We start from the raw sequence: 13,088 nt of genomic DNA on the forward strand, positions 1-13,088 counted from the left end.
TGGAGACGGTCGATCGATCGTCGCCGGCACACGCTAGCAACCGCCCGCGGCGGCCGGCAACGACGCGCGGCGGCGGGCTACCCGGGTCCGGCGCGTTTCGCCCCCAGCCCCGGCGTGTCGGGGCAGCGGCACCAATGGTGTCTGAAGCGGTATACCTCAGAGTCATAACTATGCCTCTGAGGTATACCGCGCAGATCTGATTGTCCCTCCCCTGCGGCTACGCACGGTAACCAGCGGCGAGGTGCAACCCGTGCGGAACAGACCTAGTGGAAGAAGTGGCGGGTGCCGGTGAGGTACATCGTCACGCCGGCCGCCTTGCAGGCCGCGATGGTCTCCTCGTCGCGGATCGAGCCTCCGGGCTGCACGATCGCCCGGATGCCGGCGTCGATGAGGATCTGCGGGCCGTCCGCGAACGGGAAGAACGCGTCCGAGGCGCAGACCGAGCCGCGGGCCCGCTCGTCGCCGGCCCGGCTGACCGCCAGCCGTGCCGAGTCGACGCGGTTGACCTGGCCCATCCCGACGCCGACGGTGGCGCCGTCGCGGGCCAGCAGGATCGCGTTGCTCTTCACCGCGCGCACCGCCCGCCAGGCGAACGCGAGGTCGCGCAGCGTCGCCTCGTCGGCCGGGTCGCCGGTGGCCAGCGTCCAACCGGACGGGTCGTCGCCGGGCGCGTCGACCGCGTCCCGCATCTGCACCAGCACGCCGCCGCTGACCTGCCGCCACTCCGCCGGCCGGCTGGCGAACGCGGGCGCCCGCAGCAGCCGGATGTTCTTCTTGGCCCGCAGCAGCTCCAGCGCGCCCTCGTCGAAGCCGGGCGCCACCAGCACCTCGGTGAAGATCTCCGCGACCTGGCCGGCCAACTCCACGCTCACCGGCCGGTTGACCGCGATCACGCCGCCGAACGCGGAGACCGGGTCGCAGGCATGCGCCTTGCGGTGCGCCTCGGCCACGTCCGTGCCGACCGCGATGCCGCACGGATTGGCGTGCTTGATGATCGCCACCGCCGGCTGGTCCGCGAAGTCGTGCGCGGCCCGCCACGCGGCGTCCGCGTCGACGTAGTTGTTGTAGGACATCTCCTTGCCGTGCAACTGCTCGGCCTGGGCCAGCCCGGCCGGGGCGCCCGGGTCGGTGTAGAGCGCCGCCGCCTGGTGCGGGTTCTCGCCGTAGCGCAGCACGGCCTGGCGGCGCAGCGCCAACCCGGCGAACTCCGGCCAGCCGTCCTCGGCCGGGGCCACCGTGGTGGCGAACCAGTCGGCCACCGCCACGTCGTAGTCGGCGATGTCGGCGAACGCCCGGGCCGCCAGCGCGCGCCGCCGGGCCAGGGTGAACCCGCCGTCGGCGAGCGCGGCCACCACCGCCGGGTACGCGGCCGGGTCGGTCACCACCGCGACCGAGGCGTGGTTCTTCGCGGCGGCCCGCACCATCGCCGGACCGCCGATGTCGATCTGCTCCACGCACTCGTCGGCGTCGGCGCCGGAGGCGACAGTGGCCTGGAACGGGTAGAGGTTGGAGACCAGCAGGTCGATCCCGGCGATGCCGTGCTCGTCGAGCTGCATGGCGTGCGAGTCCTTGCGCAGGTCGGCGAGGAGGCCGCCGTGGATCTTCGGGTGCAGCGTCTTCACCCGGCCGTCGAGGATCTCCGGGAAGCCGGTGACCTGCTCGACCGGGGTGACCGGAACCCCGGCGCCGGAGATCGTCGACGCGGTGCTGCCGGTCGACACGATCTCCACGCCGGCCTCGTGCAGGGCGCGGGCCAGCTCGACCAGGCCGGTCTTGTCGTAGACGCTGACCAACGCGCGCCGGATCGGGCGGCGGGCGTCGTCATGGGTGCTCACGGAACGGTGACCTTTCTGCCGGTGATCGTCCAACCTTCACGTACCAGGCGGCCGACCTGCTCGACGAGCTGGCGCCGCTCGGCGGACTTGATGCGCTCGGTGAGCGTCTCCTCGTCGTCGTCGTCGAGCACCGGTACGGCGACCTGGGCGACGATCGGGCCGGTGTCCATCCCGGCGTCGACGAAGAACAGCGTGGCCCCGGTGACCTTCACGCCGTACGCCAGCGCGTCGCGGGGGCCGTGGATGCCGGGGAACGCCGGCAACAACGTGTTGTGCGTGTTCAGGTAGCGGTCACCGAACGCGGTGAGGAACTCCGGGCCGACCAACTTGAGGAACCCGGCGCTGATCACCAGGTCGGGCCGGTGCTCGGCGACCCGGGCCGTGAGCGCCTTGTCCCAGTCGGCCCGGGTGGGGTGGTCCTTGACCCGCTCGACGAAGGACGGCACGCCGGCCGCGGCGGCGCGGTCCAGGCCGGCTATCCCGTCCCGGTCGGCGCCCACGGCCACCACCCGGGCCCCGTAGCCGGGGTCGGTGGCGGCGTCCAGCAACGCCTGGAGGTTGCTGCCGGAGCCGGAGACGAGGACGACGAGGCGGGCGACGGACGCGGGCTCGGTCACGCGGCCACCCTATCGGGCAGGTCGGGCGGTCCGGCTGTCGGGCGGCGGCCTGTCGGATGATCTCCGGAGGTAGTGGGCTCGCGGTACGCTGCCGGTCGCCCGGTGTCCGGCGTACGCCCGACCCGCACCCCGAACGAGTAACCGGCACGCGCCGTGCCGCCGGCCCGAGGAGTCACCCCCATGCAGCCCGGATATCCCCAGAAGCAGCCGTCGCAGATCGACAACAACATGACGATGTCCATCGTCGCGATCTTCCTGTGCTGGCCGCTCGCGATCCCGGCGATCATCAACGCCTCCAAGGTCAACCCGCTGATCCAGCAGGGTGACTACGCCGGCGCGCAGGCCGCCGCCGCCGAGTCCAGGAAGTGGTCCAAGTGGGCCCTGATCGTCGGCCTGGTCCTGATCGGCATCATTGTGGTGTGTTGCCTGTTCGGTGGCCTGGCGGGTCTCGTCGGCGGCAGCACCGGCACGAACTGACCGACAGCCCACAACTGAGGAGTTTCCCGACATGCAGCCCGGACACCCCGGACAGGACCCGTACGGCCAGCAGCCGAACCAGGACCCGACCGCCCAGCCGCACGACCCGTACGGCCAGCCGCCGCAGCCCCCGCAGTACGGCCAGCAGCCGCAGTACGGCCAGCAGCCGGACTACGGGCAGCAGCCCCAGTACGGGCAGCAGCCGGACTACGGCCAGCCGACCTCCGGCCAGCCCTACGGCCAGCCCACCTCGGGTCAGCCCTACGGTCAGGACCCGTACGCGCAGCAGCCGTACGGCGCCGCGCCGCAGTACCCGGCCGCCGGCTACCCGGCCGGCCCCGGCCAGGGCCAGAACAACACCATGGGCCTGATCGGCATGATCGTCGGCATCGCCTCGATCGTGCTCGGCCTCTGCTGCCCGCTGCTGGGCGTCCCCGCCGGCATCGCCGGCGTGGTGCTCGGCTTCCTGGGCCAGAAGAAGGTCCAGGCCGGCGAGGCCAGCAACCCGGGCCAGGTGAAGGCCGCCCTGATCTGCGGTGGCATCGGAGTGGTCCTCGGGATCATCAGCGCCATCGCCGGCGCCGCGATCAACATGAGCAACTTCGGTTCCTGACCGGCTCCGACGAAGGGGCGTCCGGCAGCCGCCGGGCGCCCCTTCGTCACGTCCACCCGTCGATCCGGGTGGCGAAGACCCGAGCCGTCAGCGCGGGGTCGGGGCGGGCCGGGGCGGGGCGGGCCGGGTGGTGAGGGTGTGGGTGGCGGCGGCGCCGAGCACCGCGCCCACGGCGATCACCAGCGTGGCCACGGCGGTCACGGGCCAGGGCGCCGGGCCGATCTCGGCCAGCCGACCACCGCCGAGCGACCCGCCTGAGGCCGCCGCGAGCAGCCCCAGCAACACCCCGGCGACCGGGCCGGCGAGCACGGCCGGGACCAGCAGCTCCGGCCAGCCGACCTCGGCCCGGTCCTCGGCCGCCGCGCGCAGCAGCCGCCGGGCCAGCAGCCAGCCGGCCGCCATCGCGGCCAGCACCGGCACCGCGAGCAGGCCGGTGCCCAGCCCGTCCACCGGGCCACGCGGCAGGCCGGCCAGCAACGGCACGGCCGGCAACGCGCCCACCGACACCTCACTGGTGCGGACCGCGGTGTCCGTGCCGACGGCGAACCCGGGACCGAGCAGGTAGCTGGCCGACCAGGCGGTGGCGTTCGGCGCGTACGCGACGCTGACCAGCGTGATGCCCGCCTGCCCGGCCACCCCGGTCCGGTACGCGCCGATCATGTCGGCCGCGTCGCCACCGCCGGTGGCCACCGCCAGCCCGGCCGCGCCGGCGCTCGCGCCGAGCAGCAGCAGCACCGCGACCAGCCCGGCCCGCAACCCGTCGCGCACCGCCGGCGGGCACCGCCGGGCCAGCAGCGCCCAGACGCCCGTGGTGCGCAGCGCGCCGACGAGTGCGGCCGGGGCGGCGAACACGGCGAACGTCACGGCGGTCGTGACCGGGGAGACGCGTACGCCACCCGCGCCGACCGCCACCGCGGCGATCGTGCCGAGCAGCGCGTACCCCACCGCGACCGCGACCGCGACGGCGAGCGCCTGCCGGGGCGAGCCGGCGCCGCGCGCGCCCACGGCCCGGCTGACGTGCACCCCGGCCCGGGTGAGCCGCCAGACGACCAGCACGCTCAGCGCGAGCGGGGCCAGACCGAGCGGCCCGGCGGCGGTCTGCAACGGCACCCCGTGCCCGAGCAGCCAGCCGGCCAGGCCGGCGCGCAGCGCGCCGCCGAGCGACCCGGCGTCCTCGGTGATCTGGGCGAGGCCGAGCACGACGACGACCGGCAGCAGGGAGGTCAGCGCCGCCCAGAGCGCGGCCACGCCGGCGGCCACGGGCAGCGGGGCCCGGCTGCGCGACGGCTCACCCGCCCGGGGCGGGGGCACGCGCGCGGCAGGGCGGGCACGGGCGCGCGGCCGGGCGCCGGTGGCGGGGCCGGCGGCCGGACGGCGGGGCTGGTCAGGGGTGACACGTGACATCGCGTCTACTCTGGCACGCCACGGGAGAGGACGGCAGTCCGATACCGGGCCGGGACCGTGGCGAGTTCGTCGAACCCGCGGATCGGCGGCGGTGATCCGGTCTAGCCTCGGCTTGAGACGCGACCGTTCCCGTCGCGGCACCGACCGCTCGGAGGAAGCCGTGAACGCTCCGTATCCGCCGCCACCGCCGCCACCGGCCGCCGGTCGGGACCGGACCACGCTCTGGGGCGTCCTCGGCATCGTCTTCGGCCTGTTCTGCTGCGGCATCCTGGGAATCGTCTTCGGCTGGTTGTCGATCCGCGACGCGCGCCGCAACGGCAAGTCGCAGCTGCTCGGCTGGCTGGCCATCGCGTTCGGTGTGATCAACATCGTGGCCAGCGCCATCGTGCGGGCCCGGGGCAGCTACTACTACCCGTACTGGTACCGCTGAGCGTGAGGGGGCCGACCGGAACCGGTCGACCCCCTCGCCGTGTCAGCTGACCGCTCAGCGGCCGGACATGAGCTCCCGCATCAGCTCGGCGGTCTCGGTCGGGGTCTTGCCGACCTTGACGCCGACCGCCTCCAGCGCCGCCTTCTTCGCGTCGGCGGTGCCGGCCGAACCGGAGATGATCGCGCCGGCGTGACCCATGGTCTTGCCGGGCGGGGCGGTGAAGCCGGCGATGTAGCCGACCACCGGCTTGGTGACGTTGGCCTTGATGAACTCGGCCGCCCGCTCCTCGGCGTCGCCGCCGATCTCACCGATCATGACGATCGCGTCGGTCTCCGGATCCGCCTCGAAGGCGGCCAGCGCGTCGATGTGGGTGGTCCCGATGATCGGGTCACCGCCGATGCCGACGCAGGTGGAGAAGCCGATGTCGCGCAGCTCGTACATCATCTGGTAGGTCAGGGTGCCGCTCTTGCTGACCAGGCCGATCCGGCCGACGCCGGTGATGTCGGCCGGGATGATGCCGGCGTTGGAGGCACCCGGCGAGGCGATGCCGGGGCAGTTCGGGCCGATGATCCGGGTGCGCTCGCCCTTGGCCACGTTGTACGCCCAGAACGCGGCGGTGTCGTGCACCGGCACGCCCTCGGTGATCACCACGGCCAGGTCGATGCCGGCGTCGATCGCCTCGACCACGGCGGCCTTGGTGAACTGCGGCGGCACGAAGATGACCGTGACGTCGGCCCCGGTCTCCTTCATCGCGTCCGCGACGGAGGCGAAGACCGGCAGCTCGGTGCCGTCGAAGTCGACGGTGGTGCCGGCCTTGCGCGGGTTCACGCCGCCGACCACGGTGGTACCGGCGGCGAGCATCCGCCGGGTGTGCTTGGAACCCTCGGAACCGGTCATGCCCTGCACGATGACCTTGGAGTCCTTGGTCAGCCAGATAGCCATTGTCAGACCCCCGCCGCTGCCAGCTCGGCGGCCCGCTCGGCCGCGCCGTCCATGGTGTCGACCCGCTGGATGAGCGGGTTCGCCGCGCCGTCGAGGATGGCCCGGCCCTCCTCGGCGTTGTTGCCGTCGAGGCGGACCACGAGCGGCTTGGTGGCCTTCTCGCCGCGCTGCTCCAGCAGCGCCAGCGCCTGCACGATGCCGTTGGCGACCGCGTCGCAGGCGGTGATGCCGCCGAAGACGTTGACGAAGACGCTCTTCACCGACGGGTCGGAGAGGACGATCTCCAGGCCGTTCGCCATCACCTCGGCGCTCGCGCCGCCGCCGATGTCGAGGAAGTTGGCCGGCTTGACGCCGCCGTGCCGCTCCCCGGCGTACGCGACCACGTCGAGCGTGGACATGACCAGACCCGCGCCGTTGCCGATGATGCCGACCTCGCCGTCGAGCTTGACGTAGTTGAGGTCCTTCTCCTTGGCGGCCTGCTCCAGCGGGTCCACCGACGCCTGGTCGACCAGGGCCTCGTGGTCCGGGTGCCGGAACCCGGCGTTCTCGTCCAGCGTGACCTTGGCGTCCAGGAGCAGCAGCTTGCCGTCCTTCGTGGTGGCCAGCGGATTCACCTCGACCAGGGTGGCGTCCTCGGCGACGAACGCCTGCCACAGCCCGACCGCGACGTCGACGATCTGGTCGGCGACCTCGGCCGGGAAGCCGGCCGCGGTGACGATCTCACGCGCCTTGGCCTCGTCCACGCCGGTGTTCGCGTCGATCGGCGCCTTGACGACCTTCTCGGGGGTCTCGGCGGCGACCGCCTCGATGTCCATGCCGCCGGCGACGCTGGCGATGCAGAGGAAGGTGCGGTTCGCCCGGTCGAGCAGGTACGAGAAGTAGTACTCCTCGGCCACGTCCGCGGTCACCGTGATCATGACCTTGTGGACCGTGTGACCCTTGATGTCCATGCCGAGGATGTCGGTGGCGCGGGCCACCGTCTCCTCCGCGCCCTCGGCCAGCTTCACGCCGCCGGCCTTGCCGCGGCCACCGACCTTCACCTGCGCCTTGACGACCACCCGGCCGCCGAGGCGTTCGGCGATCGCGCGGGCCTCCTCCGGGGTAGTGGCGACGCCGCCGGCGAGCACGGGCAAACCGTGCCGCTCGAACAGGTCCCGCCCCTGGTACTCGTACAGGTCCACGATTGCGCGTCCCGTCCCGTCTCCGCGGCGCGCCGTCGCGCCGCCACCAGCGTTGGAAAATCAGTTTGACGCCTGTCATCAGAACAGACAGGCCATTTGCCGCAGCCTAACGAGATGGGAACCGGCGGCAACCGAGCGGGTGCGGGGTGTGCGGTAATGCACAACCGTCGTCGCGGTAGCGCACGACGAGAGACGCGGTGTCAGCCGTCCGGGGGATGTCCGCGTCGGGGCGTAACCCCCGGTCAGGGGCGTCGTTGAGTCTGATGTCGGAGCGCTGGTCAAGCGCGATGACGGGAGCGGCCGATGCCCTGTCGGTCGAGGGGTGGCGGCGGGGCATCGTGCATAGAGGGGCCGGGCGTGTGAGGGGTGCGTCCGGCCCTTCCCCCTGCCCGGAATCAGCCGACCGGCTGGGCCACGTTCTCCCGTACCCAGTCGACGATCGACCCGGTGGTGGCGCCCGGGGTGAAGATCTTCGCGACGCCGAGCCGCTCCAGCTCCGGGATGTCGGCCTCCGGGATGATGCCGCCGCCGAAGACCACGATGTCGGCCGCCTGGCGGTCGGTGAGCAGCTCGACGACGCGCTTGAACAGCGTCATGTGCGCGCCGGAGAGCACCGACAGGCCGACCGCGTCCGCGTCCTCCTGGATCGCCGTCTCGACGATCTGCTCGGGAGTCTGGTGCAGGCCGGTGTAGATGACCTCCATGCCGGCGTCCCGCAGCGCGCGGGCCACGACCTTCGCGCCGCGGTCGTGGCCGTCCAGGCCGGGCTTGGCGACGACGACCCGAATCCGAGAGCTCATCTGCGCACACCTTTCACCGGCACCGGCACTGCTGACCCTGAACGAACGGTAACCCGGGCGGACCGGGGGCGGAAAGCCGGGCTGCGCCATACCGCCCACCCGGGCGCGCCGAAAGTCGGACACCTCCGCCGATCGGTCACGGTCCGCGACGAAAGGCCAGTCGGCGGGCCATCCAACCGGCGGCACGAGATGACACAAGACAGGATGTAAACGGACATAACGAAACGCCGATTCGGCGCTTCGGCTTGTGACAGGAGTGGCGGTTGGCTAACGTGTCCACGGTTGTCATCAGGTCCACGGACGGGTGACGACGCGGCACCGGACGTTCGGCAGAGCTTCACCGAACGGCCCGAGGTCGCATCGGATCCCCGACAACGGAGGGTGTGCGTGCGCCAGCGCCTGTCGTCTGAGCCCGATAGATATCGCGGTCGTCGCCGCGTACCCACCCCCCCGCGGAGCCGCTACGCGGCGGTCGTCACGACCGCCTTCGTCGGCGCCGGCATCGTCGCCCTCGGCGCGAACGCCCTTCCCGACGCCAAGAGCGTCAGCCCGTCCGTCCTCGACGAGCTCCGGCAGGCCTCGGTCGCCAGCCAGGACGCCGCGGCCCGTGCCGACAGCGCCGACCGCGCCACCCGCGACGACCGGTCGGGTGGCGACACCGCCGCCACCGAGCAGGACCCCTGGCTCCTCCCCCTGCACGGCTACGACTTCAAGTCGCCCTACGGCATGCGCTGGGGCAAGCTGCACACCGGCATCGACCTGGTCGCGCCGGAGGGCACGCCCTACAAGGCGGTCCACGCCGGCACCGTCACCAAGGCCGGCTGGTTCGGCGGCTACGGCTACGCCGTGATCGTCCAGCACGCCGACGGCAGCGAGGCCATCTACGGCCACTCCTCCGCGGTCACCGTGAAGGAGGGCCAGCAGGTCAAGGCCGGCGACCAGCTCGGCCTGGTCGGCAACACCGGCCACTCCTACGGCTCGCACCTGCACCTCGAGGTGCATGTCAACGGCGAGCCGCGCGACCCGGTGACGTTCCTCCAGGAGCGCGGAGTGGACATCAAGCTCGAAACCGAGGCACTCTACGGCGACGTAGCCGCCTCCTGACGCTCCGCACCGCCCGATGACCGCCCGGATCCCGCGATCCGGGCGGTTTCGCGTGGGCGCATGTCTGCCCCGTCACACCGCACGATGTGAGCGGGCCCACACCACCCGGTGATCGACGCTTGTCGTGAATCGCCCAGCCGGGCCCGATCGCGGACACGATCCGGCGACGCACCCGACCGGGCCGCGAACCCGCCACCGGCGCGCTCGGAGACCGACACCAGTATTTCCAGGTCCACGTGCCCCTCAACTGGTGAAGGTTCCCGTGCAGCACAGCAGTCCCACCCCGAACGGCGCCACCCCGGACCCCGCCCCCGCCCGGCACCGGCGGACCGGCCGGCGGACCGCGTACCTGGTCACCGGCGCGCTGGCCCTGCTCGGTCTCGGCCTCGGCGGCGTCCTGGTCGCCACCGACGACAGTCCGGCGCCGGCGCCGGCCGCTGTCGACTTCGACGCGCGGGCCCGCGCCGAGGCTGCCGCCCGCGCCGACCGGTCGGCCCGCGAGTCGCTCCGCCCGGTCACCCCGTCCGCGACGCCGGCCAGCCCGTCTCCCAGCCCGAGCGCGACCAGCCCGAAGCCGAAGCAGACCGTGCCGCCGAAGCCGAAGCCGAAGCCGAAAAAGAAGAAGGCCGCGCCGAAGCCGAGCTGGGTCATCCCGATGCCGGGCGCCGACATCACGTCCTGCTTCGGGCCCCGGTGGGGCACACTGCACGCCGGCATCGACTTCGCCATGCCCGCCGGCACCCCGATCCGGGCCGCCGCGTCCGGCACCGTGGTCAAGGCCGGTGACGTGGGCGACGGCTACGGCAACTCCGTCTTCGTCGACCACCACAACGGCTACCTGACCCACTACGCCCACCAGAGCCGGCTGCTCGTCGACGTCGGCGACCGGGTCAAGGCCGGTCAGGTCATCGGCTACGAGGGCGCCACCGGTGACGCCACCGGCCCGCACCTGCACTTCGAGGTGCACCAGGGTGCGATGTGGAACCAGATCGACCCGGCGCCGTTCCTGCGCGCCCGCGGCATCGACGTGGCCTGCTGAGCGCCACGACACGACGAGGCCCGGCCCGGTGCGACACCGGACCGGGCCTCCTCGACGCTCAGAGCTTGTCGATCGGCGCGTGCCGCAGCACCAGCCACATGGTCTGTTCGCCGAAGTCGATCTGCGCCCGGGCCCCCGGCCCGGCACCCTCCACCGCCAGCACCCGGCCCAGGCCGTAGCGCTGGTGGTTGACCCGGTCGCCCACCGAGACCTTGGGCGTCTGCTTCAGGTCGCTCGCGGTGGCCAGCCGGCTGGCGTCCACGCCGAGACGCTTGGCGAGCTGGGTCGCCCTGGGCGTGCCGCCGGTGAAGCCGCCCCGGCCGCCGCCGGACAACCGGTCCGCCCGGCCACCGACGCCACCACCGCCGCCACCCCACGAGGTGTACGACCCCTCGGTGCGCTCCCACCGCACCAGCTCCGGCGGCAACTCCTCCAGGAACCGCGACGGTGGGTTGTAGGCCGGTGCGCCCCAGGCCGACCGGGTGACCGCTCGGGACAGGTAGAGGCGCTGCCGGGCTCGGGTGATGCCCACGTACGCCAGCCGGCGCTCCTCCTCCAGCTCGCGGGTGTCGCCGAGCGAACGCAGGTGCGGGAAGACGCCGTCCTCCAGGCCGGTCAGGAAGACCACCGGGAATTCCAGCCCCTTGGCGGTGTGCAGCGTCATCAGGGTGACCACGCCCTGGTGGTCGGGGTCGTCGGAGGGGATCGCGTCGGCGTCGGCGACCAGCGCCACCTGCTCCAGGAAGCCGGCCAGCGTGGCCCGCTCGTCGTCCGCGCCCAGCGACTCGATCCGCTCGGTGTACTCCCGGGCGACGCTCACCAGTTCCTGGAGGTTGTCCACCCGGCCGGCGTCCTGCGGGTCGAGGCTCTCCTCCAGCTCGGCCAGGTAGCCCGAGCGGGTCAGCAGCGCCTCCAGCACCTCCTCCGGGGTGCCGGTGGCGGTCAGCTCACGGGCCGAGTCGAGCAGCCCGACGAACTCGGCGATGCCGTTGGCCGCCCGGGTGGAGATCCCCGGCGCGTCCTTCGCCCGGCGCAGCGCGGCGCCGAACGAGATGCGGTCCCGGGCGGCCAGCGCCTCGACGCAGGCCTCGGCCCGTTCGCCGATGCCCCGCCGGGGGGTGTTGAGGATCCGGCGCAGGCTGACCGTGTCGTCGTCGTTGACCACGGCCCGCAGGTAGGCCAGCGCGTCGCGGACCTCCTTGCGCTCGTAGAAGCGCACCCCACCGACCACCTTGTAGGGCAGGCCGACCCGGATGAACACCTCCTCGAACACCCGGGACATGGCGTTGGTGCGGTAGAAGACCGCCACGTCGCCCGGCCGGGTGTCGCCGGCGTCGACCAGCCGGTCGATCTCCCGGGCCACCCAGTCCGCCTCGGCGTGCTCGGTGTCCGCCACGTAGCCGACGATCTGCTCGCCCGCGCCGGCGTCGCTCCACAGCCGCTTGGGCTTGCGTGAGGTGTTCCGGTCGATGACCGCGTTGGCCGCGTTGAGGATGGTCTGGGTCGAGCGGTAGTTCTGCTCCAGCAGGATGGTGCGGGCGTCGGTGAAGTCCCGCTCGAACTCCAGGATGTTGCGGATGGTCGCGCCCCGGAACGCGTAGATCGACTGGTCGGCGTCGCCCACCACGCACAGCTCGGCCGGCGGGATGCCCTCGGTGCCGGAGACCAGCTCCTTGATCAGGACGTACTGGGCGTGGTTGGTGTCCTGGTACTCGTCGACGAGCACGTGCCGGAACCGGCGCCGGTAGCTCTCCGCCACGTGCGGATGCGACTGGAGCAGGTGCACGGTGGTCATGATCAGGTCGTCGAAGTCCAGCGCGTGGGCCTCGCGCAGCCGGCGCTGGTAGAGCGCGTACGCCTCGGCCAGCGCCCGCTCGTTCGGCCCCTTGGCCCGGCCGGCGAACTCCTCCGGGTCGACCAGCTCGTTCTTCAGGTTGGACACCTGGGCCGCCAGACCCCGCGCCGGGTAGCGCTTCGGGTCCAGGTCCAGCTCGCGGGCCACCAGCTGCATCAGCCGCCGGGAGTCGTCGGCGTCGTAGATGGAGAACGTCGACTTGAGGCCGGCGTGCTCGTGCTCGGCCCGCAGGATCCGGACACAGGCCGAGTGGAACGTCGACACCCACATCATCCGGGCGCGCGGGCCGACCAGCGCGGCCACCCGTTCCTTCATCTCGCCGGCGGCCTTGTTGGTGAACGTGATCGCGATGATCTCGCCGGGGTGCGCGTCCCGGGCGGCGAGCAGGTAGGCGATCCGGTTGGTCAGCACGCGCGTCTTGCCCGAGCCGGCGCCGGCCACGATCAGCAACGGGGAGCCGGCGTGGGTCACCGCGTCCCGCTGCGGGCCGTTCAGGCCGTCGAGGAGGGCCTGCGGGTCCGACCGGGCGCCCCCGGAACGGCGCGGCGGGGTCGGCCGGGACTCCGGCGCGGGCGGGGACGCGGGAATGTCGAAGAGAGGATGCATCGCAGCCCGAGTCTATGCCGTCGCCCGGACACTTCCCCGCCCGCGCGCCCGGGTCCCCGGACCCGCGTCCCGTCCCACCTGTTGGCCGGTTTCCTTGCGCGTCCGCCCCGCCGGTCGGCATACTCGACGACGTGTTCGACAAGCGCTTTTTTTACTACGGCACCGGGAGTCCGGCAGCCGTGGGT

The 13,088-nt window shown here is 72.7% G+C and carries 12 protein-coding genes; 5 read left to right on the plus strand and 7 right to left on the minus strand.

Translation table 11 applies throughout. The features are described 5' to 3' along the window. Positions 1 to 263: 263 nt before the first annotated feature. Positions 264 to 1,835: a bifunctional phosphoribosylaminoimidazolecarboxamide formyltransferase/IMP cyclohydrolase gene (gene purH, locus TPA0908_RS13695; RefSeq protein ID WP_281937955.1), complete on the minus strand. Its 1,572-nt coding sequence runs from the start codon at positions 1,833 to 1,835 to the stop codon at positions 264 to 266. Then, on the minus strand, positions 1,832 to 2,452 hold the full coding sequence (purN, locus tag TPA0908_RS13700) for a phosphoribosylglycinamide formyltransferase (RefSeq protein WP_281937957.1): 621 nt from the start codon (positions 2,450 to 2,452) through the stop codon (positions 1,832 to 1,834). Before purN ends, purH begins: the two co-directional genes overlap by 4 nt. Before the next feature lie 180 nt (positions 2,453 to 2,632). Here purN and TPA0908_RS13705 point away from each other — a divergent pair, with 180 nt between their 5' ends. Beyond that, the gene (locus TPA0908_RS13705) at positions 2,633 to 2,929 is read left to right on the plus strand and encodes a CD225/dispanin family protein (protein WP_281937959.1); all 297 of its coding nucleotides are present in this window, start codon (positions 2,633 to 2,635) and stop codon (positions 2,927 to 2,929) included. Positions 2,930 to 2,960: 31 nt separating this feature from the next. Then, complete coding sequence (locus TPA0908_RS13710) at positions 2,961 to 3,542, plus strand: DUF4190 domain-containing protein (protein WP_281937960.1); 582 nt, start codon at positions 2,961 to 2,963, stop codon at positions 3,540 to 3,542. An 87-nt stretch (positions 3,543 to 3,629) separates the two neighbouring features. On the opposite strand, the gene TPA0908_RS13715 is transcribed toward TPA0908_RS13710, so the two are convergent. Then, positions 3,630 to 4,946: a cell division protein PerM gene (locus tag TPA0908_RS13715; protein WP_281937962.1), complete on the minus strand. Its 1,317-nt coding sequence runs from the start codon at positions 4,944 to 4,946 to the stop codon at positions 3,630 to 3,632. A 160-nt stretch (positions 4,947 to 5,106) separates the two neighbouring features. Here TPA0908_RS13715 and TPA0908_RS13720 point away from each other — a divergent pair, with 160 nt between their 5' ends. Then, positions 5,107 to 5,376, plus strand: a complete 270-nt coding sequence (locus TPA0908_RS13720) for a DUF4190 domain-containing protein (protein WP_281937964.1) — start codon at positions 5,107 to 5,109, stop codon at positions 5,374 to 5,376. 54 nt (positions 5,377 to 5,430) lie between these two features. On the opposite strand, the gene sucD is transcribed toward TPA0908_RS13720, so the two are convergent. The 3 genes from sucD to TPA0908_RS13735 all read right to left on the minus strand — a co-directional run bounded on the left by sucD (position 5,431) and on the right by TPA0908_RS13735 (position 8,299). Then, positions 5,431 to 6,318, minus strand: coding sequence for a succinate--CoA ligase subunit alpha (sucD, locus tag TPA0908_RS13725; RefSeq protein WP_281937966.1), 888 nt, complete (start codon positions 6,316 to 6,318; stop codon positions 5,431 to 5,433). Between the two features lie 2 nt (positions 6,319 to 6,320). Beyond that, a complete protein-coding gene (gene sucC / locus TPA0908_RS13730; RefSeq protein WP_107158926.1) occupies positions 6,321 to 7,499 on the minus strand; it encodes an ADP-forming succinate--CoA ligase subunit beta in 1,179 nt (392 codons plus the stop codon). 395 nt (positions 7,500 to 7,894) lie between these two features. Then, a complete protein-coding gene (locus TPA0908_RS13735; protein ID WP_107158910.1) occupies positions 7,895 to 8,299 on the minus strand; it encodes a cobalamin B12-binding domain-containing protein in 405 nt (134 codons plus the stop codon). A 387-nt stretch (positions 8,300 to 8,686) separates the two neighbouring features. On the opposite strand from TPA0908_RS13735, the gene TPA0908_RS13740 reads away from it, so the two are divergent. Together TPA0908_RS13740 and TPA0908_RS13745 are read left to right on the plus strand one after the other, a co-directional pair. Further along, positions 8,687 to 9,403, plus strand: a complete 717-nt coding sequence (locus TPA0908_RS13740; RefSeq protein ID WP_281937971.1) for a M23 family metallopeptidase — start codon at positions 8,687 to 8,689, stop codon at positions 9,401 to 9,403. Between the two features lie 262 nt (positions 9,404 to 9,665). Further along, the gene (locus TPA0908_RS13745; protein WP_374709206.1) at positions 9,666 to 10,442 is read left to right on the plus strand and encodes a M23 family metallopeptidase; all 777 of its coding nucleotides are present in this window, start codon (positions 9,666 to 9,668) and stop codon (positions 10,440 to 10,442) included. Positions 10,443 to 10,500: 58 nt separating this feature from the next. On the opposite strand, the gene pcrA is transcribed toward TPA0908_RS13745, so the two are convergent. After that, complete coding sequence (gene pcrA, locus TPA0908_RS13750; protein WP_281937975.1) at positions 10,501 to 12,903, minus strand: DNA helicase PcrA; 2,403 nt, start codon at positions 12,901 to 12,903, stop codon at positions 10,501 to 10,503. Between the last annotated feature and the right edge of the window lie 185 nt (positions 12,904 to 13,088).

Origin of the sequence: Micromonospora sp. AKA38 (assembly GCF_027925725.1) — a bacterium.
In the GTDB taxonomy this organism is placed as follows: domain Bacteria; phylum Actinomycetota; class Actinomycetes; order Mycobacteriales; family Micromonosporaceae; genus Micromonospora.